This is a genomic window from Halovenus aranensis, from assembly GCF_900100385.1.
Lineage (GTDB): Archaea > Halobacteriota > Halobacteria > Halobacteriales > Haloarculaceae > Halovenus > Halovenus aranensis.
This window is the reverse complement of the sequence record NZ_FNFC01000002.1, coordinates 295,065-318,875: the sequence shown is the minus strand read 5'-3', so window position 1 is coordinate 318,875 and position 23,811 is coordinate 295,065. Positions and strand designations below refer to the sequence as shown.

The following is a 23,811-nucleotide window of genomic DNA, read 5'->3' as shown; positions in this document are numbered from 1 at the left end:
GGTGAGATGTCCGGCGTTGAGTCCAATTAAACCGCAGGCTCCTCCGGTTGTAGTGCTCCCCCGCCAATTCCTTTAAGTTTCATCCTTGCAGACGTACTTCCCAGGCGGCCCGCTTAGCGCCTTCGCTGCGGCATAGCACAGGCTCGTAGCCCGTGCCATACCTAGCGGGCATCGTTGACAGCTGGGACTACCCGGGTATCTAATCCGGTTCGAGACCCCAGCTTTCGTTCCTCACTGTCGGATCCGTGCTCTCGAGGTGCTTTCGCCATCGGTAGTCCGTCCAGGATTACGGGATTTCACTCCTACCCCGGACGTACTCCTCGAGTCTTCCGGTCCCAAGCCAACTAGTTTCCGCCGGACGCCCACGCGTTGGGCGCGTGGATTTCCCGACAGACTTGATTGGCCAGCTACGAACGCTTTAGGCCCAATAATATCGGCCATCACTCGAACTGCCGGTATTACCGCGGCGGCTGGCACCGGTCTTGCCCAGTTCTTATTCGTACACCACCTTACGGTGTACAAAAGCGAGGACTGTATGCCCTCGCACTTGGAGTCTCCCTATCGCACTGTCGTGCAGTGTAAAGGTTTCGCGCCTGCTGCGCCCCGTAGGGCCCGGTATCTTGTCTCAGATACCGTCTCCGGGCTCTGACTCTCATCACCCGTACCGATTACTGGCACGGTGGGCCGTTACCCCACCGTCTACCTAATCGGCCGCAGCCACATCCTACAGCACCGTAGTATTTTTAGCTTCCTGCAATTCCAACGTGGAAGCTATATTCGGTATTGGCCTCAGTTTCCCGAGATTATCCCGATCTGTAGGGTAGTCTGGCCACGTGTTACTGAGCTATCCGCCACGAGTACGAACTCGTACGACTAGCATGGCTAAATCAGACTCCAATAGCAATGGCCTCCGGCAGGATCAACCGGAATGTTGAACTGATCTAAATCAGTCGACTGGCGGAGACACATATGTGTCCGTCGTTTGGTAACAGTGTATCAATCTAATTGATACGACTTAACCAAACTGTCAAGGCTCACATCAGATTCCATCTGTACGGCAGGGCCGCAGGGGTGAAATCCTCATATTGTTGTCATTCCACGGCGACTCGTGGATGCCAGAGGGGTCACAGGGACAGCTCTGGCGGATTCATCATCGACGAGGAATACTCGTCTAGAGAGGTGACGGAAAGTCGGGCGCGTCCCGCCATCCGTCATCTGTCGCGTACATTGTAACCGATGGGGGTGATACATAAATACCCGTCGAAAGGAAGGCACTATGAGATACAAAACCACAACACAAGACCGGTACTCGCTTCATTCGAGAAAACCAGACTGAGCAGGAGTTACTCTGCGTTGTGACAGAGTATGACATCGACATAGAAGAGTTCGGTCGGCTCTACAGACGTATCGAAGTACGTGAATCGTACAGTCACGGTATACCTTAGGTGGTGACTGCCGTGCAGGCACTCATCGGCGAAAGGTGCGTGGGTAGTGTTCAAATACGCTGATGCGCATGAGACTAAGTTGCGCCAGTGGTCGGCTGTGTCTGCTTCGGCGCTGCTGAGACCGTTTGGGAAGCTGGTAGTTCGTCGTGGTACTCTCCGGAGGGCGTTCGCTACTATTCCAATCTCTAGGATGTTTGTCGTTGAATTGGTCGGTACTACCGCGATAGTGGGTGCTTTTGGGAATGAATTAGCTTGAAAAGACCGCGTCATGCTCTGCGCTTACCATATGAACACCACTACCCGTGGTTCGCATGAGTGTTAGAGACGACAGGGTCGCCAAGCGACCTACTGGTAGTCGACTTCGCCGTCGCCGTCGCCGACCCACGCACTCCTGTCCGGTTCACGCGACTCCAGTGGGTCGATGTCCTTGTACCACGGAACGTTTTTCAGCTCCTCTTTGTTGTAGGCGAGTTCGTCTTTGGTATCACCGACGAACTCGAAGTTCTGTGTGAGCAAGATTGCATCGACGGGACAGACTTCCTCACAGAGCCGACAGTAGATGCACTGCCCGATGTGGAGGTTGTACTGTTCGCCGTTGCGCTTGTCGTCCATCACGATTTGAATCGTGTCGTTCGGACAAACGTTCTCACACTGTCGACACCAGATACACCGCTCCTGGCTGAACTTGTGGACGCCACGGAACCGGGGCGACACCTCCGGTTCCTCTTCGGGGTAGGAGACGGTGAACGTCTCGCCGTCCAGTGCGTGTTTCATCGTCGTTGCCATGCTTTTGAGGACTCCTAACATGTTGAATCACCTGCGTTGTGTAGCTGCGAGTGTGTCATACTGCGAGTACCCCCACGATTGCTGCCGTCACGATGAGGTTGGCAAATGACGCCAACAACAGCCCTTTCCAGCCGATACCGATGAGCTGGTCGACGCGGATGCGCGGGAGCGACGAGCGACACCACTGAGTGAACAGGAACACTGCCCAGATTTTGACCAGGAACCAGACGATACCCGGGAGAACCGGGCCGGCCGGGCCACCGAGAAACACCGTCGCGACGATTGCGCCACCGAGGAAGATGTGGATGAACTCGCCGAGATATAGCAAGACGAAGTACACCGAAGAGTACTCGGTCTGGTAACCGGCGACAATCTCGGTCGGTGCTTCGGGGATGTCGAACGGGTTCCGGCCGACTTCAGCCAGGTTCGCAACCAAGAACAGAGCGAGCGCGAACGGATTGAGGATACCGAACCACGCCGGCACGTCGACAGGACCAACGCTGAGGAGCGTTTGACTCTGTGCGGCGACGATTTCGCTCATTTGGAGCGAGCCGGCGAAGATGACCACCGAGATACCAGTCAGGATGAGCGGAATCTCGTAGGCGAGGTTCTGGGCGACCGCACGGAGCCCGCCCAAAAACGAGAACTTGTTGTTCGATGCGTAACCGGCCATCACGAGGCCGACAGAGGCAATTGAAGCGACGGCGAAGACGAAGGCCAGTCCCACCTCGGGGTCGGCAAGCTGGACGTTGATGCCCAGAATCGAGCCCATTGGGATGACGGCGAACCCGAGCAGCGCCGAGGACGCGAGCACCATCGGTGCCAGGTCCCAGGCCGGGCGGTCGACGCCTTCCGGAACGACGAGTTCTTTCGAGATGAGCCGGACTGCGTCTGCGACCATGATGAGCGAACCGAAGGGACCGATGTGGTTCGGCCCAATTTTCTCCCAGAAGCTCGCCATAATCTTGCGTTTCAGCCAGGGCCCCGCCACGGCGGTGTTGACGAGAATAAAGGACCCGACGAGCGCTGCGCCGATGACGCCACCAAGAAAGGTTCCGGTAACGCCGCCGATGCCGAGTGCATCACTTATCGTCTCCGGGAGCAGCGTCGACATTATCGGTCCACCTCCCCGAGGACGATATCGAGACTGCCAAGCGCGGCAACCATGTCGGGAATGTACTCGCCTTCTGCGAGAACTTCCATCGACTGGAGGTTACAGAACGCTGGACTCCGAATCTTGAAGCGGCCGGGTTTGTCCGACCCATCAGAGCGGATGTAGATGCCGAGTTCGCCTTTCGCTCCCTCGACTGCCTTGTAGACCTCCGTGTCGGGGTCGGGCTTGAGCGTCCGGGGCACGTTCGACTGAATCTCGCGTTCGTCTTCGGGCCAGTCTTCGAGCAAGTCGACACACTGCTCGATGATGCGAGCGGACTGGCGAATCTCCTCCAGGCGGACGGAGGCGCGCGCGAAGTTGTCACAGCCGTCCCGGGTGACGACATCGAATTCGAGTTCGTCGTAGTAGCCGTACGGGTCGTCCCGTCGCAGGTCGTAATCGATGCCGGACGCGCGCGCCACCGGCCCGGTACAGCCGTAGTCTTTGGCCTTCTCGGGGGGCAAGACGCCCGTATCCAGAACCCGCATCTGGAACAGTTCGTTGCCGGTCAGGAGGTTGTGGTACTCTTCGAGGCGTTCGGGGATGTACTCACAGAAGTTTCGGACGTTCTCGAAGTACTCCTCGCGGGGCTCGGGGAGGTCCCAGGCGAGGCCACCGAGGCGGAGGTAATTGAACATCAGCCGCTGACCGGTGAGGTCTTCGAGCAGATGCTGGACCTTCTCGCGGTCCGTGATGGCGTACATGAAGATGGCGGTGAAGTCGCCGTAGATGTCGAGCGCGAACGTCCCGACAGCGAGCAGGTGAGCCGCAATACGGCACATTTCGGCGGACATCGTGCGGATAACCTGCGCGTAGTCGGGCACCTCGATGTCTGCGAGTGTCTCCGCCGTCCGGGCGTAGGCCCACTCGTTGAGAATTCCGGCCGAGATGTAGTCCCACCGGTCCGGGTAGGGCATAATCTGGTGACGGTAGGTCGACTGCTCGCACATCTGCTCCTCACAGCGGTGGAGATAGCCGATGTCGGGGTCGACGTCGACGACCTGTTCGCCGTCGAGGACCGTCTTGAGGTGCAAGACGCCGTGTGTCGCCGGGTGGTGGGGACCGATGTTGACGAACATCGCGTCCTGCTCGTCGGGCGCCTGGGTCTTGTGCTCCATCGGGTCGGCCTGCTCGCGCAGCGGCACAATCTGGGGCTGGTCCTGATTGTAGTCACTCGAAAGAGGATGGCCCTGCCAGGTTTCCGGGAGCAAAATTCGTCGCAGGTCGGGATGTTCGTCGTACTCGATGCCCACGAGGTCGTAGGCCTCCCGCTCGTGCCAGTTTGCCGTCTCGAAGACGGGCGCGGCGCTCTGGCTGAGTGGGTTCTCACGGGTCGTCGGGACGACCACCGACAGCTCGTGGGTCGGGTCGCTGTACTTCTTGAGATGATAGATAGACTCGTAGCGGTCCTGATAGTCCTGGGCCGTGACCAGCGAGAGGTGGTCGAAGCCGGCCTCCTCCCGGAGCGTCTCCAGTACTGCCGCGACCTCGTCGGGCCGCACGACGAACCCCTGTGCGTTCATGTGCTCCTCGCGGTCGAGGAGGTACTCTTCGAGCAGGTCGGCGAGTTCGTCGTAGTCCAACTCGCCGTCCGGCGTGACCCCAACGTCGCGCTGTCGTGGCTGTTCCAGGCTCATGGCGAATCCACCCAGTTGTAGCGCATCACGAGGTCGTCCTCGTCGATTTCGTTGGCGAGTTGCTGGACCAGTTCGTCGCGTTCGAGGTCGCCAAACTCTTCGAGTTCGTATGGTTTGACCGTCACCGGCGCGCTCTCGCCCTCCCGAATCTGTTCCTGGAGCTTGAGCACGCCGTAGACCAGCGCCTCGGGCCGTGGCGGACAGCCCGGGACGTGGATGTCGACAGGGATGATTTCTTCGGCACCCTTGATGACGTTGTACCCCTCCTGGAACGGGCCGCCAGAGACCGTACACGAGCCCATCGAGACGACGAACTTGGGCTCGGGCATCTGGTCGTAGACGCGCTTGAGGCGTGGCCCGAACTTCGAGACGATAGTCCCCGGAACGATGATAACGTCGGCCTGTCGGGGTGATGCACGGGGGACACCTGCGCCGAATCGGTCGAGGTCGTGTTTCGTCGCGTAGGTGTGCATCATCTCGATGCTGCAGCAAGCGATGCCAAAGAGGAGCATGAACATCGAGTTGCCCCGCACCCAGTTCATGAACTGGTCGAACTTGGTGAGGATGAAGGGGCTCGCTCCGAAGGCCTCTCGGAGCTTGGAGTTGAAGCGGTCGTCGGTTCCCGAGCCCATCCGGGCTTCCTGTGTGCTCTGTGCCTGTTCCAGCGTGTCGTGTAGTTCCTGTTCCTTGCTCATGATTCGCTCACCCGCTGGCTGTCGACCTGCGCGCTGCGGACCCATTTGACGGCGCCGTTACGCCAGGCCCACCCGAGACCGAGGAGGAGAACGCCGAGAAACAGCGCCATCGGCAAGAGCGCCTCGCCGAGTCCGATTTCGGTGACTGCATCCTCGTAGACGACTGTCCACGGGATGATGAACACCGTCTCCACGTCGAAGACGACAAACAGCAGCGCGACCAGGTAGTACTGGATGTTGAACTTAATCGCACGGCTGCTGCCGACGGGGACCTCCCCGCTCTCGTAGGTGGCGCGCTTTCCTTGTTCGGGGACACTCGGCCGGAGGAGCCACGATACAACCATCATCGACACCGGGATGAGTATCGCGACAAGCGCCAGCGCCCCGATAGCGATCCAATCACTCATTTCTTGTCGTTCCGGGGCTTTGAATCCTGTCTATATAAGGGTTGATTGTTCGGGGCACACGCCGTCACAAGTTGTGCTGGCGCTGTTTCGTCTATCTTCACGGTGAGGTAGCGAGTACATCGGGAAGTTCCGCAAGCGACGAGAGTACGTGAGTTGGCGCAGTGTGTTCACGCTGTGAGCCATCACGGACGAGCAATGCGGAGTCGATACCAGCGTTTTTCGCGGCCGCGACATCGACCGGCATATCGCCGACGTACAGCGCACTCGCCGCGTCGAGTTCTGTCATGGCGTCGGTGAGGTTCACAGACGAGGGTTTCCGCCTGTCGAGTCCGTCGGGGGTGAACCGACAGCCGCGAACGACATCGAACTGTTCAGCAATACCAAACCACTTGAGAAGAGCGTCTAACACGGCCGGATGATTATCGCTGACGACTCCGGTCGGCATGCGTATCGACGTGATGGTCTGTATGCCGTCGTACACCGACCGAGCGCCTGTTTTGGCCGCCGTAACCTGTGTACGAACGACGGCAGCAGTGACGCGCCTTCTGAGAGAGTCGATAGAGATACCAGCCGCCCGGCACCGCTCGACGATGGTTCGGATATTACCGGCCCGGAACGCGCTCGCCACCTCATCGACACCGGCTTCGATGCCGACTCGGCGACAGGCCTGACACACTGTCTCTCGGAGTCGTCGTTTCTGTGGCCTTTCGACCAGTGTCCCGTCGAAATCGAAGACAACTGCGTCGTATGTCATCGCTGCGGAGGTATCCACGAGACACACATAACTGCATCCGGTGGAACAGTAGCGCCCCCTGCGATAATTTCAGGGGGTGTCATCACACAGCCGATTGGGTTCGTCCGGACCACAACAGCGAAGGTACCGACGAGAGTTAGCCCGGCCATGAAACAGCGCGCACTCACCGAACTCGAATTTCTCTCGGCGTCTCCCAACAGACAACGGATACTGGATGCGCTTTCGGAACGAGAAAAGACACCCGATGTACTCGGCGATACGTTGGAACTCCCGCGGTCAACGCTCCAGCGAAACCTCTCAGCGCTGGAGGAACACGGGTACGTGACACACCACCCGACAGCGAACACCTACGAGATGACGACAGCCGGACGGCTCGCCCGAAGCGCGCTCGCAGACGCCCTGTCGACGATTTCGACGGCAACGACGCTCGCACCGTTTTTGGAGCAGTTTCCTGTCGATTTGCCGGTCGACACGGAGACACTGGCCGACTGTGAGGTCATTTTAGCGACAGCAGACGACCCCTATCAGCCAGTCTCGGCGGTCAAGACAGCGGTAGCTGCTGCCGAACACGTACGTGGGTTCATGCCGACGGTCAATCCGCTGTATATCGAGTCAGTTCGAAAGTACGATGTCGGAGATATCTCGCTCGACGCTATCGCGCCGCCGGACGCCTACGAGGCACTCGCGGAGCGCTACGAGGGGATTCTCCAGCGGATGACACAGTCGCCGACAATCTCGCTCTATGAGTCGACTGCCGTTCCCGACTTCGTCGTGCTATTCGCCGGCGAGACGTTGCTTCTCGGTGCTGTCGACGAGCACAGGCGGACGCACTCGATTCTCCGTGCCCCGTCCGCGTCTCCTGTTTTCGACTGGGCAAAGCAGCGATACGAGGACACAAAGGACGAAGCAGTGCCACTTGAATGAGTGCGGGCTCGGCTCCGTTCGAGAGACCTGCTCGGTCTGGCCGAGAGTGAGAAAACGGCCACAGCGTCCGTGAGTGTCGATGCCGTACCTATCTCAGCCACAAAAAAAGCGCCGGGAGACGGTCACTCGTCGCGGCGGCTCTTGAATGCCTCAGTCCCCATCGAATGCACGTCCTGTGAAGTCGTCGCGACCGACTCCTGTAGCCCGTCGTGATACGCTTGGAGTTGGTCGCGCAACTGCTCGTGTTCTCTCGCGAGTATCTGGACTGCCGACAGCGCCGCGTTGAACGACTTGCCGGCATCGACGGCGACGATGGGGGCACCCTGTGGCATCCCGATGACAGACGGCAATGACTTCTCCTGAACGGGGACGCCGATAACCGGCAGCGGGTATGCAATCGAGGCCGTCATGTTCGGCAGGTCTGCGCTTTTCCCGCCCGCGCCAGCGATGATGACATCGAGCCCGCGGTCGGCCGCCGTCTCGGCATAGGTGTACATCAGCTTAGGGGTCCGGTGGGCCGAGACGACGTAGGTCTCGAACGTGAACCGCGCGTCGGGCGACTCGTCGGCGGTCTGTTCGGCGAAGCCGAGGTCGGTCAGCGCGTCGTAGGCACCGGGGCGACCCGTCTCCGAGCCCATCATCACGTCGAGGTCCGAGTCCGACCCCATGATGATGCCGATTTCGGGGGTCTCTGCTGCCGGGCGCTCGGTCGCGGCCTCCTCCCGAAGCCGGTCCTGTACGTCTGTGAGCGTGTCTGCTTCCATATGCTCTCTTGTGCCGGGTGTACACCTAAGCGTTGATGTTCGCCCACCGCGAACGACGGGTATGCTCGAAATCGACGGCAGCGCGGGCGGCGGTCAACTCCTCCGCACTGCACTGTCGCTGTCGGCGGTCACTGAGCAGTCGGTGACCGTCACGAACGTCCGCGGTGCACGCCCCGACCCCGGGCTCAAGCCACAACATCTGACCGCAGTGCAGGCGCTGACGGCGGCCTGTGACGCGACGGTCGACGGTGCGACGCTCGGCTCGGAGGAAGTCGTGTTCCAGCCCGGAACCCCCGAGTCAGGCGACCTCGAATTCGACATCGGGACCGCCGGCGCTCTCACACTCGTCTTCGACGCGGTGTTACCGTTGGCGGTCGCAATCGAGCGCCCGCTGTCGGTCACCGTCTCCGGCGGGACAGCAGTAAAATGGGCACCGCCGCTCGCGACATACCGGCACGTCAAGCTCCCGCTGTGCCGTGAGTTCGGGCTCGCTGTCGCGGTAGAGCGCCACCAAAGCGGGTTCTACCCGGCCGGCGGCGGCGAGGCGACCCTTCACCTCTGGCCCGCGGCGCTCTCGGCGCTCTCGCTCGGAGAGCGTGGGAGCGTGCAGGGTGCCCGCATCCACTCGTGGGCGTCACACGACCTCGGCGAGGACGGGGTGGCCAGACGGCAAGCCGAAACGTCACACCAGGTCCTCGACGGTGCTGGTGTGACAGTTCTCGACCGACAGGTGACGACGACGGCCGCCGCCTCGACGGGTTCTGCCCTCACCGTCGAACTCGTCTTCGAGCGAACGCGGGCTGGTTTCGACGCGCTCGGTGAGCCCAGAAAAGCAGCGAGCACAGTCGGGAGGCAGGCGGCCGAGGCCGCGGTCGACTTCGTAGCGGGACGTGGCGCAGTCGATACACACCTCGCCGACCAGTTGCTGGTCTTTCTCGCGCTGGCTGGCGGAACCGTGGTAATTCCCGAGCGGACAGCCCACGTCGAGACGAGCCTGGATCTGCTCGATAGTTTCGGATTCGACCTGGCGGTCGAAGAGACAAACCGGGGGGTACTGTTGACTGGATAAACGCGCCTACAGGAGGTCGAGGTCCTCGGCGACGAGGTCGGCAAGCTGGTCGGCGATAGCCGGGTCGACCCGCGCGATTTCCTCGCCGCCGTGTCGCTGGTCGTTGTGCCGTTCGAGAGTCTCCCCCACCTCCGAGAGCGGGAGACGCGTCTCGGTCCCGCAGTCCTCACAGCGGATTGGTACTGTTGGTTCGCTGTCTGATTCGGCCATACGAGTACCGTTCCGGGCGGCCCCTCTTGAACGACTCGTTTGTCGACCGGAGGGTCACAACGCTTTTTTGTAAACCGCGAGAGGAGCCGACATGCGCTCGATACTCCGGGACGCGTTTCTCTCGCAGGCCACCGACACCGCAGTCGGTAACACGACCGGTGTCAGACGGCCGGGAATCGTCCCGGACAGGGTTCCCATCTGGGTACTCGAGGTGGTGTCAGCGGTCGTCGTCCTGGCCCTGGCATCGCTCGCCGCCCGGTTGCTGGTACACCTGTTCAGCCGCCGGATTGCACAACACTTCGAGCGGCCGAGCCTCACGCGCGTCGCGCTGGCGGGCATCCGCATCGGTGTCTACGTGTTCGCGCTGCTCACGATTCTCCGTATCTTCGGGCTCGACCTCGGGAACATCGCGCTCTCCGTGACGGTCTTTTCGGCCGTGGTCGGTGTCGTCCTCGCGCCAATCGTCGGGAGTATCATAAGCGGGCTCTTCCTGCTTGCCGACCAACCCTACGAAATCGGCGATATGATAGAGATTACCGACCGTGACACCCGAGGCTACGTCGAGGACATCACCCTCCGATATACGAAGGTATTCACGCTCGATAATACGTTTCTGGTGGTCCCAAACGGCGAGATGCGGTCCCGAGACGTGGTCAACTACTCCGCCGAGGACACCCGCGTCCGACTCACGCTCGATATTCTGCTGACCTACGAGAGCGACCTCGCAGTGGCCAGAGACCGGGTCCAACAGAGTGCCAGGGCAGTCGACGGCGTCATCTCCGGCGGCCCGGGCATCCGCATCGGGTCGGCGCGGTATCCGGCCTCACCGCAGTGTCTGGTCGCCGATTTCGCCGACAACGGAATCCTGTTGCGCCTCCGGTACTGGGTACAGGAGCCGTACCGTATTCCGTCGATACGGTCTGAGGTGGCCGCGACCATCTGGGACGCCTTCGAGGGCGAGGCAGTCGAAATCGCCTACCCCCACTCGCATCTGGTCTTCGACGAGACCAGCGGCGAACTGCAACTGTCGACCGAAGGCACGCCGGGAGCCGAGGAGAGTCCAGCCGCCTCCACTCGGTACGACACCGGGGCACAGAGTGCAGACGGCGAGAGTCGAGGAGGGGACACCGGACCTGAGTGACTGCGGGCTACGCGTCTGCGCTGACGGTGATAACCTGGCAGTCGAGACGGCGGCGGAGGAACTGTTCGATATCGGGGTCGTCGGCGAGCCGGCGAATCATCTCGCGCCATCGACTGGCCTGTTTCTTGCCGATGACCACCACGTCGGCCTCCTCTGCCGCAATTTCTTCGAGAATCGACTCCTCGACTAACAGCCCGCTGCGAATCGTATAGCGGGCGTTGTCGAGGCGTCCGAACGCTGACTCGACGGCATCTTTCAGCTCTCTCCGTGTGACCTGTCGGTTGTTCTGATAGAGGTTGACATGGAGGACCGACAGGGCGGCCCCCTCGCGCTCGGCAATCTCGATGCCGCGGGCAAGTGTAGCCCTGGAGTGGTCGCTCAGCGGGTACCTGACTGGAACGACGACCTGTTTCATGAGTTATCGGTTCGCTACCCGGCCACCTGAGCGTTTCCACTCGCTGGTGCGTAACCGCCGAGGTTTTTCCGACCCCGCCACAACGGCGACTATGGAGTTCGCCGAGTTCGCCGACCACGTCGCTGCTATCGAATCACTGGACGGTGATATCGAACGCTGTGAGCGCGTCGCCGACCTGCTAGATGTCGCCAGCGGCGACCTCGGAACAGTCGTGCGGCTCCTGTTGGGGCGCGTGTTTCCCGCCCATCAGTCGACGACGCTCGATATCGGCCCGCGGCGCTGTTACGAGGCGCTTGCGCGGGCTGCTGGCCACAACGTCGACGGCGACGATGTCGAAGCGCGGGTCGCATCCGAGGGCGACGTGGGCCGCGTGGCCGAGCAGCTCGACCTCGGCGGTCAGCAGGGACTGGGCGCCTTCGGCGCAGGCGACCGGGAGGCACTCAGTGTCGCGACAGTCGCCGACCGGCTCGAAACGCTCGCCAAAACCGAGGGTGAAGGCAGCGAACAGACCAAAGGCGATATCCTGTTCGACCTGTTCAACCGGACCGACCCTCTCGAAGCCCGCTACCTCGCGAGACTCGTCCTCGAAGAGATGCGCATCGGCGTCGGTGAGGGGACAATCCGCGATGCGACCGCCAGCGCGTTCGACGTGCCCGTCGAGGCCATCGAGTCGGCCCTGCAGGTCTCGAACGACTACGGTCTGGTGGCAGAGACTGCCCGCGACGACGGCGTGGACGCGCTCACAGAGGTTAGTCTGGCAGTCGGCCGCCCCGTACAGGCGATGCTCGCACAGACCGGGGCGGTCGGGGACGCAATCGAGTCATGGGGCGAGGTAGTCGTCGAGCGCAAATACGACGGAGCACGCGTTCAGGCCCACTACGACGGCGACTCGGTCCGGCTATACTCCCGAAACATGGAGGACGTGACCGCCCCACTGCCGGAGGTCGTCGCCGGCGTCGAAGCCAGTCTGGACGTGCCCGCTATCCTCGACGGGGAAGTGGTGGCTGTCGACGACGGGGGACCACTCCCGTTTCAGGAGGTCCTCCGGCGGTTCCGCCGAAAACACGACATTGCCAGGGCGCGCGAGAACGTCGAGGTACGGTTTCACGCCTTCGACTGCCTCCACGCCGACGGAACGGACCTCCTCAGCCAGTCGCTGGTCGACCGCCACGGCCGGCTGACCGAACTCGTCGATGCCGGCGACCACGTCGACACAGCCGACCCCGTCGTGAGCGATGACCCCGACGAGGTCGCCGAGCTCGAGGCCGAGGCGCTTGAAGCTGGCCACGAGGGCATCATGCTGAAGAACCCCGAGTCGGCCTACACACCGGGCAAGCGCGGTCAGAACTGGCTGAAGCGAAAGCCAGACGTAGAGACACTCGACTGCGTTGTCACCGGCGCAGAGTGGGGCGAAGGACGGCGGGCCTCGCTGCTCGGGAGTTTCGAGTTGTCGGTGCGCGACGGCGACGGGTACGCGACTGTCGGCAAGGTGGCCACTGGCATCACCGACGAGGAACTCGACCGTCTAACGGCGCTGCTAGAAGAGAAAATCCGCGCCGAGGACGGAGCCGAGGTAACCATCGAGCCAGGAGTCGTCTTCGAGGTTGGCTACGAGGAAATACAGGAGTCGACGACTTACTCGTCTGGGTACGCGCTCCGGTTCCCCCGGTTTCTCGGTGTCCGTGAGGACAAGGACCCGGGGGATGCGGACCCACTGGACCGGCTCGAATCGCTCGCCGACACGCAGTAGACGGCTTGTTACTCGACGACGACAGCGCCTTTATGTTCGAGTGCGGCATGAGGTTGACAGCGATACAGGTAGGTGCCGCTCGCCTCGAAGGTGTGGCTGAATGTAGCCCCGTTCTCGTCGTGTAACTCGCTCTCGAACGCGCCTCCCTCGTGGACGACGTTGTGTGCGGACCTGTCGACCAACTCCCAGACGACCTCGGTCCCCTGGTCGACGCGGATGGCGGCGGGTTCGAACACGTACATCTGGTCGTCGGCTCCGAGTTCGCCGACCTCGACGGTGACCTGGTCCTCTCCGGTGAAATCCTCGACTGTCCCGTCGTAGTTGTCGGTCTCTGAGAGGTACTCCTCGAGCGACGGCTCTGCGGTCGATTCTGTGTTGCTTGCGCCGGCTGCGGAGTGAAGTGTTACCGAATATTCGCCGTCGTCCCAGACGAGAGAGATGGAGTATTCGTCTCCGACGCCGACAGAGACCGTGTCGCCGGCCGCAATAGACTGGTCGGCCTCGATGTCCGTCGAGAGTTCGTGCCACACACCAGTGTCCGTGATGCCGTCGCCGCGGATGAACAACTCGTCTGCCGGAACGCTATCGCCGCTTGCGTGAGTAATGCTGAGCGTGTCGTTTTCCCACCTGATATCGAACTCGACTTCGGGTGCGTGTTCGCGTCCGACCGGGAGGACATCAGATATCCGCCACTCGCCATCGACTGTCGTCAGTTCGAATCTGCGCGCCACAGCTTCGTCCGCCTCGGGGAACAGCAGCGACATATCAACAGACACGCCATCCTCGTCCCGTCCAGAGCCATTGATTTCCTTGATTTCCGGGGCGTTCTCTGTCAACTGGTCGGCCTGGTCTTCCGTGACCGGGTCCAGCTTGCCCGACTCGGCAATGAGCGTGTTGAACGTCTCGATATTTCCGTTCTGCCAGGCCGCGACGAACGTCTCGACGACTGCGACCGGGTCGGAATCTGCCCCCTCCGTGCTCGTCTCAGTTTCCTGGCTCTCGGTCGGCGTGTCACTTTCAGTCGGCTCCTCGGTCGGGTTCGGTGACGGGGACGCCTCCGGCGTAGAGCCGTCGCCCTGTCCTTCGGTCGAGTCAGCACTATCGTCCGAATCGCCACCAATGCAGCCTGCGACCGCCAGCGTACCGGCCGTGCCGGTCCAGCGAAGCAGCGTTCGTCGTTTCATGTCCTCGTGTTGGCCCGACCCACCTCTAATACCGCCGGTGGCGTAAAGAGGGATTTTACTGTCAGACGTTCACACAAGACGAATCGAAGGTCGCTGGTCGTGATTATCGTGAATCGCTACCGATTTGACAGACACAACCGCCAGTGATACGGTGGGACACAGCGATATCCACGACTCCGGACCGAAGATACCCGCAAGTATCAGTATGACAGATTTATGCTCGTGGCAGTCAAGAGTCGGGTATGAGCCTCGATGTCGAGACGCCCGACCCACCGGAACTCGAGCAGATGGACCCGAACGAGTACGACGACGCCGAGGTCGTCGGCGACACCGACTACAAGCGCGACGAGTTAGAGGCGTTCCTGCGGGAAGGGGCCTGGGAGGAGGCCTTCTCACAGTGGGCCGAGCAGGCCGACCTCGACGAGAGTGCCTTCGAGATTATGCAGGATTTAGAGATGCTGGGGCGGTTCGATTTCTTCTGGGACTCTTTCGCCGAGCGGGTCGGTTATCACGCGCCGGGGATTCCAGAAGACTGGAAAGAGCGAGAGTACCACGCCGATATCGACTCCTGGGAGACAGTCTCGGGCATCAACGCCGAGATAACAGAACTGGGTCAACTCGTCTGTGACGTACTCAAAGACGAGTACATCGACTGGGAGGGAGACTACGAGGCCCCCGACGACCTGCCAGACTTCTGAACGGAGAATCCAGCAATTTAACTTCGCGGGCGGGCATACTCGCGGATATGGAATTCTGTGACGACTGTGGCTCGATGATGAAGACAGAAGACGGTACGTGGGTCTGTGGTAGCTGTGGCTACGAGAAATCCCGAAACGAGGAGACAGAGGAGGGTATGGTGACGACGACCGGTCAGCAGGAGAGCGAAATCGTCGACATCAGCGACGCCGAAGACCAGGGCCGTCCGACGACAACCCAGGAGTGTCCGAAATGTGACAACGACAAGGCCTACTGGTACATGCAACAGATTCGTGCCGCCGACGAGAGCGAGACCCGGTTTTTCGTCTGCACCGAGTGTGAACACAAGTGGCGTGAAGACGACCACTGAGCCGTGACATCCGACCCAGCCCCGCCAACGATGCCGACCTCGCGCCTTGCGGAGGGTGGCTGGGAGCGCACTGACGTGTCTACAGAGACTATTTTCTCGCTGCCGACGGTCCAGGTACAGACCGCGACCGCCCAGTACGCCGACGCTGTGACCGCCGACGCCCTGGCCGAGGCGCGCGGCGAACCGTTCGACGGCATGCTTCGTTTTTTTGCCGGCTCGCGGCTCGACTTCGACCCGCCGCTCCCACCGGGCGTGACGCCGGCCGCGGTGGGCTCGATGCTCCGGAACGAAGCACGGCGGACATTCAAGAAACGACTACGCGAGCGTGGCCTGGTCGACATCGAACGGGACGGTTCACAGCGCCTTCGTGTCGGCGACCGACGCCGGGCACGGGTGACGAAGTTCGCAGCCAGAATCCCGCTATCAGGCGACAGAGACCTCCCGCTTGCCTGCTGGGTCGCCCCCTGGACGACCAGCGACGACGCTGTCGTCGTCACCGGCGGCCACCCTCAGGCCACGCTCGCCGACTGTTTCGGTCTCGACACCGACGACAGCCGTCTCACACGGTCGCCATCGGCATACAGAGAGGAGTTCTTTTCACTGCTTCGCACTGTCGAGTAGAATCGGTACGTTGATTCCCCGCTGTCGACTGGTGACAGGTATGACAGTTCGTCTTCTCCATTATTCTGACCTGGAAACTGCTCTCGACGAACCCGAACAGTGTGGTGCGCTCGCCGGGACCATCGCTGCCCTCCGCGACGAGGAAACCGTTCTCGTCGGTAGCGGCGACAACACGGCCCCCGGTGCGCTCTCGCTCGAAACGACCGGTCGCATCGCGGTCTCGTTTTTCGAGCTGGTGGAACCAGACGCCGACACGTTCGGCAACCACGACTTCGATTTCGGCAGCGACACCGCTCGCGAGCTCGCCGACGCGGCCCCACAGGAGTGGCTCTGTGCCAACGCCACGGTCGACGGTGAGCGGTTTGCCGACGCCGAGACAGAGCCCAGTACGCTCGTCGAGGCCGGCGCCGAACAGGTGGGTATCGTCGGCGTCGCACACCCGAAAACGGACGTTATGAACCCGGCCGCCGAAGACGTGACCTTCGAGGACCCCGTGCAAGCAGTCCGGCAAGAAGCCAACCGGCTCCGCGAGGCCGGGGCCGACTACGTGGTCGTCATCTCACACTGTGGCCGAACAGACGAACGCATCGCCGCCGAAACCGATGTCGACGCGGTCGTCGGTGGCCACGTCCACGATGTCCACGAGGCAGTCGTCGAGGGGACCGCTGTCGTCCGCCCCGGCCGTGCCGGCCGCTACGTCTCCGAGGTCGTCCTCGGCGATGACGCCCGGACAGCGGTCCATCAGGTCGACGACGGACACGTCGACGACGACGTGGTCGCGTTGCTCCGGGAGAAACACAGCGAATACGGCCTCGATGAAGTAGTCACGACCGTCGAGACCCCGATTCCCCGAACCGAGGAGGCAGCGACGACGGCCGGTAGCACTATCGGGAGTCTGGTCACCGACGCGCTCAGGTGGAAGACGGGCGCGGACGTCGCGCTCAGCCCGCCGGGGGGTATCCGCTCTGGAGACCCGCTGGTCGGCGACGTGACTGTCTCTGACATCATCAGCCTCTCGCCGTACGAAGACGAACTCGCGCTCGTCGAACTGTCCGGTGAGCGACTCCGTGAGGCTTTCGTCGCGGTGCCGTTTGGCTACCACGACGACGGCTTTCCGGACCGCCACTGCAGCCACGTCAGCGGCGCGCGACTCCGCTGGGACGACGAGGTCGGGGAACTCGTCGAGGCGACGGTCGACGGCGAGCCGCTCGACCCAGACGAGACCTACACGCTCGCTGCCGACGACTACGTCATCGAGACAAACCACGTCAACGACGCCTTCGGCGAAGACGACGTTATCGAGCGGTACGGCCTGGGTCGTGACGCAATCGTCGAGTTCGCCCGCGAAGTCGGGTTCGACGGCGAGACAACGCGACGCGTCGAGCGACCGCGACTCGACGAGCCGCCAGAACAGACCAACTGAGATTATTGCTTTCGCGCGAACGTGAGATAGCCAGTGTGGCCAACGCCCGCAGTCGAGGGGCGCGAGCCGCGGTCGTCGAAGTCCATCCGGCGCTGGATGGTCTCGAACGTGCGGATATCGGAGAGCCCAACCTCGCGTGCGGTCTCGACGACTGCACGCGTGTCTTCGACAAACGGCGAGTAGACCGCGACGAACCCACCAGGGACCAGCAGGTCGGGGGCGCGTTCGACGACGGTGTCGGCGTCGGCAGTATCGAGTGTCACTACGTCGAACTCCGGCCCGTCGAGGTGTTCGGTCACGTCGCCGGCGCGAACGTCGACGCGGTCGGCGACACCGGCCAGTTCCATGTTCTCACGGGCGACTTCGGCGAACTCCGCGTTGACTTCGTAGGTCGTGACCGTCGCGCCTGCCCGCGCCATCGCGCTCGCGAGAACACCCGTGCCAGTGCCAGCGTCGAGCACGCGGTCGCCCTCGGAGATACCGGTGTGGCCGATGATGAGGCCCAGGTCCCGGGGCATCATCGGCGCGCCCGTCCGCTCGAAGTGGTTGAACAGGTCCGGTCCGCGGAGTTTGCGCGCCGTGAACGACTCCCCGAGATGTGTCTCGACGGTGTCACCGGGCGAGACATCTTCCGGGACTTCCAGTACACCCAGGTCGGATTCCAGCGTCTCACCGGGGGCGAGTAGATACTCTCGGTCCTCGTAGACGAACAGCAATGGGTCGCTCATTCGAGCCGCGAGACAGCGGCCGCCAGGTCGCCGTCGGTTGCTTCGAGCGCCTCGCGAGCCGCGTCCTCGCTCGTGCCGGTGCGCTGGGCGACGAGTTCGATGTCGTCTTGTGGGATACCTTCGTTCTCTTGGGCCTCCTCGGCCGAGTCACTCGTTTCCCCTGCCGCGCGTCGCTCGGGGTCGCCGACGATGTTGTAGGTTTGTTGACCCTGGGCGTCCATGCGCTGAACATCGGCGTCGGTAAAGACGAGCTCTTCCTCAGAGGTCCGAATAATGACCTCTTCGGCGTCGAGCTCGTCGATATCGATACCCATCTGTTTCATCATCTGTTGCATCTTGCTCGGGTCGAGACCGCCTCCGCCTCCAAACATACACCGGATTTCTCGCCAGGGAGACAAAAGCGCTACGTATCTCAGAAGGGGAACCAGTCGCGGATTCTGTCGACGGTGTCGGGGTCGGTGTCGTCGCCGGTACCGTTTGTCAGCACGTGCTCTTGGGGGACGACGACGGTCTGCCCCCGGTCTTGGTCGACGCGTATCAGGTCGTCGCGCTTGAGCCGGGACAGCGACGTTTCGATGGAGTCGATGTCCTCCTCGACGGCGGCCCGGAGCTCGAAGATAGTCATCCCATCTTCGGGGCGCTCTGCGAGCGTGCCCAGCACCACGACATCGGTTTCGTCTCGGTCGCGGTACTCCGGCTTGAGCATCATCACATGGTAATACGGAAGGACAGCCCTTATAGGTTCGACTCGGACAAACAGTACGCTTATGTGGGACACGCGGGGAACTCTTGGCAATGGGTTACAAGTGCGCGATACTCGGCCACAAGTTCGGTGACGCCGAGGTCGAACGCGACCGACAAGAGGACGGGAACGAGGTCATTATCACCGTCCGGGAGGTAGAGACGTGCGCTCGGTGTGGCGAGTCCCGTACTGTGTCCGAGAACAAGGAAGTGACGACTCTGGAAACCGCGGCCGATATTATCGCCGACGACCTCGACGAGTCCGGGGTCGATGCCGCCGAACAGGACACAGACCAGTCGCCGTCCCCGGAGCCAGCACCGGCGGGGACAGCCACAGAGACCGAGACGGCGGTGCCGGACGCGGAGCCGTCGACTGCGAGCGATGTCGTCGACGCGGCCGAAGACGACGCCGTCATTCTCGACGAAGACGAAGACGAAGAAGAGACAGAAGACGAGCGCGAACCCGGCGAGTGGCCCGAGGAGTCGACCGGCGACGAGGAGGAGACGGGAGACGTATCCTGGCCCGAGGCCGACGACGAGGACGACGAGCAGGAGTGGGAGATGTCGACAGATATCGACCCCCAGCCAGGGGAAACCGCGGTCAGAGGAATCGAGAGTGATACGCTCACCGTCCCCGAGGGAACGTTCGTCTGTCCGGAGTGTGAGTTTGCGACGCCCGTCGAGTCCTCGTCGCTGCGTGAGGGCGATTTCTGCCCCGAATGTCACATGGCGACACTCGACCATCGCACCGACTGACCCGCTCCGATAGAGGTAAAAACATCGCCCAGTAATGCTTCGTTCATGCGCGAATACAAGATGCGACGGGGAGAGTATCTGGAAGAGCGAGTCGAGGATATGGCGGAATTTGTCGAGGAGTACTTCGGCCCAGTGACCACTACCGACGATTACAAGGACAGCGACCTGCTGGTGGTCGAAGACCCGAAGAACCCGGTCTTCAAGCGCGTCACGGCCGGTACTGTGGCGTATTCCGGCAAGAAAGACAAGCTCGCGCTCGATATCGAGGAGCGCCCAGCCGAGGAGGTCATCGAAGAAGGGCACTTCGACGCCGCCGAGGACGCTGTTGCGGTCAAAAACGACTTCCTGGAGGCCGCTACCGGGCGGGATGCCAAAGCGCGTCGCGACTCGATGAAACGCGACGTGGAAGACGACGAGACGCCGGACAACGTCGCCTGATTCGCGTTAGTGCCCGATTCGCTCGCGGCTGATGCGAACGCCCGAGGGGGTTATGATGAGCTGGTCGTCGTCTTTCTGCACGATATCGCCGCCAACCTCGTTGACGACCTGCTTGAGTTCGTCGGTGATGTGTTCCATCGTCCGGTCTTTCGTGCTGTGACGGGTGATATCCGCGAGAACGATGTTCCCGTCGTAGACCTCGTCTTTGATGTCGATGACATCGGTCTTCTCGCCGATGTTCGCGATACGAATCTCGGTGTCAGGGTTGGCATCCTCGACTGCCAGACCGTCCGCCGAAAGCTCGACGTAGTCTTCGGTCTGCCTGGAGGTGCCTTCCCCGAATATCTTGCTCATGAGCCCCATACAATGTGGCCGTACCCGCGAGTGCTTAGGCTTTACGTCAGACGCGACCAGTCACGGGGAGAATTCGTAGAGGTCGTCGCCGACGTGATGGATAGAGTCGACAACTCTGCCCTCCTGGCCGCTCATCTCGTCGCCGTCGACCAGTGCCTCGCCGACTGCGAGGAACTTGCCGTGAGCCTCCTCGTTGATGACAACGAAATCGCCCTCGGCGATAGCTGTGTCGGCCTCGACGATGCCGGGGCGCATCACGTCGGCCCCGTCGGAGACGAACTGGATTGCGCCGGTGTCGACGGTGACGATGTGGCTGGTCGGCTCGTGGGCGTTCGCGCCGTCGACGGTCAGGAACGGCTGGCCGTCCAGATAGAGGACGTGTGGTTCGCCGTCGACGAGGACAACGTCCCACTCGTCGCTAGTTAACTCGACTTTTTCGACGGTATCAGCCGAGAGGTCGACGCCGAGGTTCTCGGCCAGGGCCTCCTCTATCTCGCTGATAGCGTCCGAGCGAAGGTGGTGTCGGGATTTAATCTCCATACCGGTGGGTCGACGGCCCGAAAAATAAACACCTCGCTCCGGCAACGCGAGCGGGTTCCAGAATCTGCGGTGTCACTCAGTTTGTCGCAGTCTGCTCGACAGCGGCTTCGACTTCGTCGTAGTCGGGCTCGACGCCCGCGTTCTCGCCGACCCAGGAGTACGTTATCGTGCCGTCGCTATCCACGACGAAGACAGCACGCTCGGCAATATCTTCGACGCCGATGTCCGCGAAGTCGGTCGCGACATCGTAGGCAGTGACGAGGTCGCGGTTCGTGTCACTAATCAGCCCGAACGAGAGCCCCAGTTCGTCGCGGAACTCGTTGAGCGAGAACGGCGTGTCGATGCTGACGCCGAACAGCGTCGCGCCGTGTTCGGTCAGCGCGTCGAGGCGGTCCTCGAAGGTACTCATCTCGTGGCTGCAGACGCTCGTGAACGCACCCGGGAAGAAGGCGAGCACGATTGGCGCGTCGTCGAGTCGGTCAGAGAGCGTCACCGTCTCGGTGTCGCCGTTTGCAAGCGGTGCGGTGAACTCGGGTGCATCGTCGCCTTCCGAAACCATACGCTCGGTTACACCCCGCTGCTCAAATCCGTTGTGTCTCCGGCTCGCCCGATTGCGGCAGAAACACCGGAATAAAGAGGCAAAACAGACTTTTTAGCGCCCCTAGATGCCGGAAAATGGCGAATTTCGACGATAAGACGACAGTCGTCACCACGCTCAACAGAGCAAAAAGACTATAATCGGCAGTTGGCAACGTGAAGGTAGAAATGGCAAGCACACTTGTACCGCTGTTTGGCCCAGTGCCCGGCGGCATGGAAATGGTCGTCATCCTACTGATTGCAGTGCTCCTGTTCGGGGCAAACAAAATCCCGAAACTCGCCCGCTCGACCGGTCAGGCGATGGGTGAATTCCAGAAGGGTCGCCAGCAGGTCGAGCAGGAACTCCAGGAGATGGAAGAGGCAGTCGACCCCGACGCCGACCTGGATGTCGACGAGGAAGACGACGAGTACATGGACCTCGACGAAGAGCCGACCACCGGGACGGAGACGGCGACCGACACGGACGCAGACGGGCAGTCGAACTGATTACCGCGTTTCTCGTTTTCCGCAGACAGCGGTGTCCTGCCGGCGTTATTCCCGAATTCGGACCACGCCTTCTCGGAGAATCTGCTGATTGGGGAAAATATACTCCTTGCCGTCGGTTTCGACGTGTGTGACGAACATGTCCATCTCCTGGACGATGCCCCGAGTACCCTCGATACGAACCTCGTCACCGATGCTGTACGGTTCGTTCAAGAGGAGATAGATGCCAGCGGCCGCGGCCGCCAGCAGGTCTTTGAACGCGAGTCCACCCAGGAAGACGAGGCCGAAGGCGTAGGCCCCGAGCAAGACCAGCAACGCCGCGGTGGCCACACCGAGCTGTGCGAGCGCGATGAGGCCTGCGATGTAGTAGATGCTGTATTTTACCAGCGTCGGGATGATAGCGACTTCGGGCAGTTTGATAGACTGCAGGCGTTCCTGGACGAGCAGTTGGCCTTTCTCGCCGGCCAGCAGGCCGACGATAATCGCAACCAGCGCGATAAACAGCCGGGGTAGATAGTTCGTCACTCGCGTCCAGAACAGCGCCGTGTCGAAAATCTGGGCCACGTTGAACGCGAAGATAGCCGTCAACACGTAGACAAAGACTGCCAGAATCTGGCCGATAATACCCGCTGTCGACGTTCCCATCCCCTGTGCGGTTCGCTCGAAGGATGTCCCTTCGACCGCGTCGTTGATACCGGTCTGCTCGAACAATCGGTGTGTCCATCGCCAGACGAGATAGGAGATGACAAGCCCGATAATCAGGATACCGACAGCCAGGGTAAAAGCAGTCTCCGCCGAGAACACCTGTCGGATGAAGTCGGCGATGTTCGTCGTCATCTAGTACTCCTCCGGGTCGAGTTCGAGGACGATTTCGCCGGCCTTGAACGCCCGGACCATCCCGTCACTTTCGGAGAGAACGACCGCGATAGCGTTCGTGTCACGCGTGGTGCCGGCTGCTGCCATGTGCCTCGTTCCGAGTCCCTTCGGGATGTCGATGCCCTCAGCGTCGGGTTCGAGATAGCGGTACGCGGAGACGATTTTTCCGCCGTCAGATATGACAAACGCGCCGTCGAGACGCGAGAACTCTTTGAGCATCACGTTGACGATGGGGTCGCCGACGTGGACGTGGGACTTCTCGAAGGGATTGTACGAGAGCGGCCGCGACTTGTTCATCACTTTGCCGGCATCGCCGACGACAAAGAGTGCGCCGACCGGTTTCCCTTTCTGTCCTTTTTTGCCCAGCTCGATTGCCACCTCCAGCACGTCCTGCACCACGTCCGCGTCCGGTCGCGAATTCGTGAACAGGTCGTAGAGTCCAGTTCTGGTAAACTCGTCTGCGCGGATGCGGACGATTGTATCCAAGTCGTTCTCGTCGAACGACTGCGTGAGACAGAGTACGTCGTCGCCCTCTTCGACAAACTCCTGGTCGAGTGCCCCCTCCAGCCCGAACCGGATGCGCCCCTCCACGTCGGTAAACTCGAGCGGGAGTGAGACGAATTCGTCGGCGTCGACAGCGTTGTCACTTGCCACAACAACCGTCGAGACATCGGCCTCCGCGAAATGCCCGTAAGTCGAATTGTCCTGTGTAAACAACAGGACGGCAGCGATATCCTCGACGAGGTCGTCGAAAAAGTCACCCAGTCCGGTCATTGGTGATACTCTCGCTGGCATCCTCAAAGGTGTTGTGCCCTGTCAGTCGCCCGTCAGTCAGGGGTCTGTCGCCCGTCACA

29 protein-coding genes and 1 rRNA gene are annotated in these 23,811 nt (G+C 61.6%); 11 read left to right on the top strand and 19 right to left on the bottom strand.

Annotated elements, in window-relative coordinates; all coding sequences use genetic code 11:
• From BLR34_RS03485 to BLR34_RS03455, 7 genes are all read right to left on the bottom strand, one after another.
• A 16S ribosomal RNA gene (locus tag BLR34_RS03485) occupies window positions 1-930 on the bottom strand; the annotation flags it as partial.
• A gap of 860 nt (window positions 931-1,790) precedes the next feature.
• A complete protein-coding gene (locus BLR34_RS03480) occupies window positions 1,791-2,252 on the bottom strand; it encodes a NuoI/complex I 23 kDa subunit family protein (protein WP_092699459.1) in 462 nt (153 codons plus the stop codon).
• Window positions 2,253-2,286: 34 nt separating this feature from the next.
• The gene (locus BLR34_RS03475; protein WP_092699457.1) at window positions 2,287-3,345 is read right to left on the bottom strand and encodes a complex I subunit 1/NuoH family protein; all 1,059 of its coding nucleotides are present in this window, start codon (window positions 3,343-3,345) and stop codon (window positions 2,287-2,289) included.
• Window positions 3,345-5,021, bottom strand: coding sequence for an NADH-quinone oxidoreductase subunit D (locus tag BLR34_RS03470; protein WP_092699455.1), 1,677 nt, complete (start codon window positions 5,019-5,021; stop codon window positions 3,345-3,347). Before BLR34_RS03470 ends, BLR34_RS03475 begins: the two co-directional genes overlap by 1 nt.
• On the bottom strand, window positions 5,018-5,716 hold the full coding sequence (locus BLR34_RS03465; RefSeq protein ID WP_092699453.1) for an NADH-quinone oxidoreductase subunit B: 699 nt from the start codon (window positions 5,714-5,716) through the stop codon (window positions 5,018-5,020). The genes BLR34_RS03470 and BLR34_RS03465 overlap by 4 nt, the downstream gene beginning before the upstream one ends.
• Window positions 5,713-6,123, bottom strand: a complete 411-nt coding sequence (locus BLR34_RS03460; protein ID WP_092699451.1) for an NADH-quinone oxidoreductase subunit A — start codon at window positions 6,121-6,123, stop codon at window positions 5,713-5,715. Before BLR34_RS03460 ends, BLR34_RS03465 begins: the two co-directional genes overlap by 4 nt.
• 97 nt (window positions 6,124-6,220) lie before the next feature.
• Window positions 6,221-6,877: an HAD family hydrolase gene (locus tag BLR34_RS03455; protein WP_092699449.1), complete on the bottom strand. Its 657-nt coding sequence runs from the start codon at window positions 6,875-6,877 to the stop codon at window positions 6,221-6,223.
• Window positions 6,878-7,024: 147 nt separating this feature from the next.
• Between BLR34_RS03455 and BLR34_RS03450 the strand changes: the two genes are divergently transcribed.
• Complete coding sequence (locus BLR34_RS03450) at window positions 7,025-7,801, top strand: helix-turn-helix transcriptional regulator (protein ID WP_092699447.1); 777 nt, start codon at window positions 7,025-7,027, stop codon at window positions 7,799-7,801.
• Between the two features lie 122 nt (window positions 7,802-7,923).
• On the opposite strand, the gene purE is transcribed toward BLR34_RS03450, so the two are convergent.
• Entirely contained in the window at window positions 7,924-8,565 is a 642-nt protein-coding gene (gene purE, locus BLR34_RS03445; RefSeq protein ID WP_092699445.1) for a 5-(carboxyamino)imidazole ribonucleotide mutase, read from the bottom strand.
• Window positions 8,566-8,626: 61 nt separating this feature from the next.
• Between purE and rtcA the strand changes: the two genes are divergently transcribed.
• On the top strand, window positions 8,627-9,634 hold the full coding sequence (gene rtcA / locus BLR34_RS03440) for an RNA 3'-terminal phosphate cyclase (RefSeq protein ID WP_092699443.1): 1,008 nt from the start codon (window positions 8,627-8,629) through the stop codon (window positions 9,632-9,634).
• Window positions 9,635-9,640: 6 nt separating this feature from the next.
• Here rtcA and BLR34_RS03435 read toward each other — a convergent pair whose 3' ends face one another.
• A complete protein-coding gene (locus BLR34_RS03435) occupies window positions 9,641-9,844 on the bottom strand; it encodes a DUF8149 family protein (protein ID WP_092699440.1) in 204 nt (67 codons plus the stop codon).
• Window positions 9,845-9,935: 91 nt separating this feature from the next.
• Between BLR34_RS03435 and BLR34_RS03430 the strand changes: the two genes are divergently transcribed.
• Window positions 9,936-10,985 (top strand): mechanosensitive ion channel family protein, encoded by a 1,050-nt coding sequence (locus BLR34_RS03430; RefSeq protein WP_092699438.1) that lies wholly within the window; start codon window positions 9,936-9,938, stop codon window positions 10,983-10,985.
• Between the two features lie 7 nt (window positions 10,986-10,992).
• On the opposite strand, the gene BLR34_RS03425 is transcribed toward BLR34_RS03430, so the two are convergent.
• On the bottom strand, window positions 10,993-11,400 hold the full coding sequence (locus BLR34_RS03425) for a universal stress protein (protein WP_092699436.1): 408 nt from the start codon (window positions 11,398-11,400) through the stop codon (window positions 10,993-10,995).
• A 91-nt stretch (window positions 11,401-11,491) separates the two neighbouring features.
• On the opposite strand from BLR34_RS03425, the gene ligA reads away from it, so the two are divergent.
• On the top strand, window positions 11,492-13,150 hold the full coding sequence (gene ligA, locus BLR34_RS03420; protein WP_092699434.1) for an ATP-dependent DNA ligase LigA: 1,659 nt from the start codon (window positions 11,492-11,494) through the stop codon (window positions 13,148-13,150).
• An 8-nt stretch (window positions 13,151-13,158) separates the two neighbouring features.
• Here ligA and BLR34_RS17345 read toward each other — a convergent pair whose 3' ends face one another.
• The gene (locus BLR34_RS17345; protein WP_245683170.1) at window positions 13,159-14,334 is read right to left on the bottom strand and encodes a halocyanin domain-containing protein; all 1,176 of its coding nucleotides are present in this window, start codon (window positions 14,332-14,334) and stop codon (window positions 13,159-13,161) included.
• 242 nt (window positions 14,335-14,576) lie between these two features.
• Between BLR34_RS17345 and BLR34_RS03410 the strand changes: the two genes are divergently transcribed.
• From BLR34_RS03410 to BLR34_RS03395, 4 genes are read left to right on the top strand one after another with little or no spacing between them, the layout of a single operon-like run.
• Window positions 14,577-15,032: a DUF7992 family protein gene (locus BLR34_RS03410; protein ID WP_092699431.1), complete on the top strand. Its 456-nt coding sequence runs from the start codon at window positions 14,577-14,579 to the stop codon at window positions 15,030-15,032.
• 47 nt (window positions 15,033-15,079) lie between these two features.
• On the top strand, window positions 15,080-15,400 hold the full coding sequence (locus tag BLR34_RS03405; protein WP_092699429.1) for a transcription factor S: 321 nt from the start codon (window positions 15,080-15,082) through the stop codon (window positions 15,398-15,400).
• A gap of 3 nt (window positions 15,401-15,403) precedes the next feature.
• Window positions 15,404-16,021, top strand: coding sequence for a DUF6517 family protein (locus BLR34_RS03400; RefSeq protein ID WP_143414122.1), 618 nt, complete (start codon window positions 15,404-15,406; stop codon window positions 16,019-16,021).
• Window positions 16,022-16,061: 40 nt separating this feature from the next.
• The gene (locus BLR34_RS03395) at window positions 16,062-17,444 is read left to right on the top strand and encodes a bifunctional metallophosphatase/5'-nucleotidase (protein WP_092699426.1); all 1,383 of its coding nucleotides are present in this window, start codon (window positions 16,062-16,064) and stop codon (window positions 17,442-17,444) included.
• Between the two features lie 2 nt (window positions 17,445-17,446).
• On the opposite strand, the gene BLR34_RS03390 is transcribed toward BLR34_RS03395, so the two are convergent.
• Genes BLR34_RS03390 through BLR34_RS03380 form a run of 3 tightly spaced genes read right to left on the bottom strand, consistent with a single transcriptional unit; the run spans window position 17,447 to window position 18,881 of the window.
• Window positions 17,447-18,172, bottom strand: coding sequence for a tRNA (adenine-N1)-methyltransferase (locus tag BLR34_RS03390; RefSeq protein WP_092699424.1), 726 nt, complete (start codon window positions 18,170-18,172; stop codon window positions 17,447-17,449).
• Complete coding sequence (locus BLR34_RS03385) at window positions 18,169-18,543, bottom strand: nascent polypeptide-associated complex protein (RefSeq protein WP_092699422.1); 375 nt, start codon at window positions 18,541-18,543, stop codon at window positions 18,169-18,171. The genes BLR34_RS03390 and BLR34_RS03385 overlap by 4 nt, the downstream gene beginning before the upstream one ends.
• A gap of 41 nt (window positions 18,544-18,584) precedes the next feature.
• Window positions 18,585-18,881 carry a DUF6432 family protein gene (locus BLR34_RS03380; RefSeq protein WP_092699420.1) on the bottom strand — a complete coding sequence of 99 codons (297 nt, stop codon included), beginning with the start codon at window positions 18,879-18,881 and terminating at the stop codon, window positions 18,585-18,587.
• 86 nt (window positions 18,882-18,967) lie between these two features.
• On the opposite strand from BLR34_RS03380, the gene BLR34_RS03375 reads away from it, so the two are divergent.
• Window positions 18,968-19,669 carry a DUF7093 family protein gene (locus BLR34_RS03375; protein ID WP_092699418.1) on the top strand — a complete coding sequence of 234 codons (702 nt, stop codon included), beginning with the start codon at window positions 18,968-18,970 and terminating at the stop codon, window positions 19,667-19,669.
• Between the two features lie 45 nt (window positions 19,670-19,714).
• Window positions 19,715-20,107 carry a DUF5611 family protein gene (locus BLR34_RS03370; RefSeq protein ID WP_092699416.1) on the top strand — a complete coding sequence of 131 codons (393 nt, stop codon included), beginning with the start codon at window positions 19,715-19,717 and terminating at the stop codon, window positions 20,105-20,107.
• 6 nt (window positions 20,108-20,113) lie between these two features.
• On the opposite strand, the gene BLR34_RS03365 is transcribed toward BLR34_RS03370, so the two are convergent.
• The 3 genes from BLR34_RS03365 to BLR34_RS03355 all read right to left on the bottom strand — a co-directional run bounded on the left by BLR34_RS03365 (window position 20,114) and on the right by BLR34_RS03355 (window position 21,560).
• Complete coding sequence (locus BLR34_RS03365; RefSeq protein ID WP_092699414.1) at window positions 20,114-20,470, bottom strand: cell division protein SepF; 357 nt, start codon at window positions 20,468-20,470, stop codon at window positions 20,114-20,116.
• A 51-nt stretch (window positions 20,471-20,521) separates the two neighbouring features.
• The gene (locus BLR34_RS03360; protein ID WP_092699412.1) at window positions 20,522-21,001 is read right to left on the bottom strand and encodes an RNA-binding protein; all 480 of its coding nucleotides are present in this window, start codon (window positions 20,999-21,001) and stop codon (window positions 20,522-20,524) included.
• Window positions 21,002-21,077: 76 nt separating this feature from the next.
• The gene (locus tag BLR34_RS03355) at window positions 21,078-21,560 is read right to left on the bottom strand and encodes a redoxin domain-containing protein (RefSeq protein WP_092699410.1); all 483 of its coding nucleotides are present in this window, start codon (window positions 21,558-21,560) and stop codon (window positions 21,078-21,080) included.
• Window positions 21,561-21,766: 206 nt separating this feature from the next.
• Between BLR34_RS03355 and BLR34_RS03350 the strand changes: the two genes are divergently transcribed.
• Window positions 21,767-22,084 carry a Sec-independent protein translocase subunit TatA/TatB gene (locus BLR34_RS03350; RefSeq protein WP_092699408.1) on the top strand — a complete coding sequence of 106 codons (318 nt, stop codon included), beginning with the start codon at window positions 21,767-21,769 and terminating at the stop codon, window positions 22,082-22,084.
• A gap of 45 nt (window positions 22,085-22,129) precedes the next feature.
• Here the strand turns inward: BLR34_RS03350 and BLR34_RS03345 are convergent, their stop codons facing one another.
• The gene (locus BLR34_RS03345) at window positions 22,130-22,918 is read right to left on the bottom strand and encodes a mechanosensitive ion channel domain-containing protein (RefSeq protein WP_092699406.1); all 789 of its coding nucleotides are present in this window, start codon (window positions 22,916-22,918) and stop codon (window positions 22,130-22,132) included.
• Window positions 22,919-23,731, bottom strand: coding sequence for a diadenylate cyclase DacZ (gene dacZ / locus BLR34_RS03340; RefSeq protein WP_092699404.1), 813 nt, complete (start codon window positions 23,729-23,731; stop codon window positions 22,919-22,921). It abuts the gene before it with no gap.
• Window positions 23,732-23,811 lie beyond the last annotated feature (80 nt).

What these genes read in the sequence shown, in the direction of transcription:
- BLR34_RS03390 (WP_092699424.1), bottom strand. Translation starts at nt 18,172, where the DNA reads ATGAGCGACCCATTGCTGTTCGTCTACGAGGACCGAGAGTATCTACTC.
- BLR34_RS03370 (WP_092699416.1), top strand. Translation starts at nt 19,715, where the DNA reads ATGCGCGAATACAAGATGCGACGGGGAGAGTATCTGGAAGAGCGAGTC.
- BLR34_RS17345 (WP_245683170.1), bottom strand. Translation starts at nt 14,334, where the DNA reads ATGAAACGACGAACGCTGCTTCGCTGGACCGGCACGGCCGGTACGCTG.
- BLR34_RS03385 (WP_092699422.1), bottom strand. Translation starts at nt 18,543, where the DNA reads ATGTTTGGAGGCGGAGGCGGTCTCGACCCGAGCAAGATGCAACAGATG.
- BLR34_RS03355 (WP_092699410.1), bottom strand. Translation starts at nt 21,560, where the DNA reads ATGGTTTCGGAAGGCGACGATGCACCCGAGTTCACCGCACCGCTTGCA.
- rtcA (WP_092699443.1), top strand. Translation starts at nt 8,627, where the DNA reads ATGCTCGAAATCGACGGCAGCGCGGGCGGCGGTCAACTCCTCCGCACT.
- ligA (WP_092699434.1), top strand. Translation starts at nt 11,492, where the DNA reads ATGGAGTTCGCCGAGTTCGCCGACCACGTCGCTGCTATCGAATCACTG.
- BLR34_RS03405 (WP_092699429.1), top strand. Translation starts at nt 15,080, where the DNA reads ATGGAATTCTGTGACGACTGTGGCTCGATGATGAAGACAGAAGACGGT.
- BLR34_RS03450 (WP_092699447.1), top strand. Translation starts at nt 7,025, where the DNA reads ATGAAACAGCGCGCACTCACCGAACTCGAATTTCTCTCGGCGTCTCCC.
- BLR34_RS03350 (WP_092699408.1), top strand. Translation starts at nt 21,767, where the DNA reads ATGGCAAGCACACTTGTACCGCTGTTTGGCCCAGTGCCCGGCGGCATG.
- BLR34_RS03465 (WP_092699453.1), bottom strand. Translation starts at nt 5,716, where the DNA reads ATGAGCAAGGAACAGGAACTACACGACACGCTGGAACAGGCACAGAGC.
- dacZ (WP_092699404.1), bottom strand. Translation starts at nt 23,731, where the DNA reads ATGACCGGACTGGGTGACTTTTTCGACGACCTCGTCGAGGATATCGCT.
- purE (WP_092699445.1), bottom strand. Translation starts at nt 8,565, where the DNA reads ATGGAAGCAGACACGCTCACAGACGTACAGGACCGGCTTCGGGAGGAG.
- BLR34_RS03345 (WP_092699406.1), bottom strand. Translation starts at nt 22,918, where the DNA reads ATGACGACGAACATCGCCGACTTCATCCGACAGGTGTTCTCGGCGGAG.
- BLR34_RS03475 (WP_092699457.1), bottom strand. Translation starts at nt 3,345, where the DNA reads ATGTCGACGCTGCTCCCGGAGACGATAAGTGATGCACTCGGCATCGGC.
- BLR34_RS03460 (WP_092699451.1), bottom strand. Translation starts at nt 6,123, where the DNA reads ATGAGTGATTGGATCGCTATCGGGGCGCTGGCGCTTGTCGCGATACTC.
- BLR34_RS03360 (WP_092699412.1), bottom strand. Translation starts at nt 21,001, where the DNA reads ATGGAGATTAAATCCCGACACCACCTTCGCTCGGACGCTATCAGCGAG.
- BLR34_RS03430 (WP_092699438.1), top strand. Translation starts at nt 9,936, where the DNA reads ATGCGCTCGATACTCCGGGACGCGTTTCTCTCGCAGGCCACCGACACC.
- BLR34_RS03470 (WP_092699455.1), bottom strand. Translation starts at nt 5,021, where the DNA reads ATGAGCCTGGAACAGCCACGACAGCGCGACGTTGGGGTCACGCCGGAC.
- BLR34_RS03425 (WP_092699436.1), bottom strand. Translation starts at nt 11,400, where the DNA reads ATGAAACAGGTCGTCGTTCCAGTCAGGTACCCGCTGAGCGACCACTCC.
- BLR34_RS03375 (WP_092699418.1), top strand. Translation starts at nt 18,968, where the DNA reads ATGGGTTACAAGTGCGCGATACTCGGCCACAAGTTCGGTGACGCCGAG.
- BLR34_RS03455 (WP_092699449.1), bottom strand. Translation starts at nt 6,877, where the DNA reads ATGACATACGACGCAGTTGTCTTCGATTTCGACGGGACACTGGTCGAA.
- BLR34_RS03380 (WP_092699420.1), bottom strand. Translation starts at nt 18,881, where the DNA reads ATGATGCTCAAGCCGGAGTACCGCGACCGAGACGAAACCGATGTCGTG.
- BLR34_RS03435 (WP_092699440.1), bottom strand. Translation starts at nt 9,844, where the DNA reads ATGGCCGAATCAGACAGCGAACCAACAGTACCAATCCGCTGTGAGGAC.
- BLR34_RS03395 (WP_092699426.1), top strand. Translation starts at nt 16,062, where the DNA reads ATGACAGTTCGTCTTCTCCATTATTCTGACCTGGAAACTGCTCTCGAC.
- BLR34_RS03480 (WP_092699459.1), bottom strand. Translation starts at nt 2,252, where the DNA reads ATGTTAGGAGTCCTCAAAAGCATGGCAACGACGATGAAACACGCACTG.
- BLR34_RS03410 (WP_092699431.1), top strand. Translation starts at nt 14,577, where the DNA reads ATGAGCCTCGATGTCGAGACGCCCGACCCACCGGAACTCGAGCAGATG.
- BLR34_RS03365 (WP_092699414.1), bottom strand. Translation starts at nt 20,470, where the DNA reads ATGGGGCTCATGAGCAAGATATTCGGGGAAGGCACCTCCAGGCAGACC.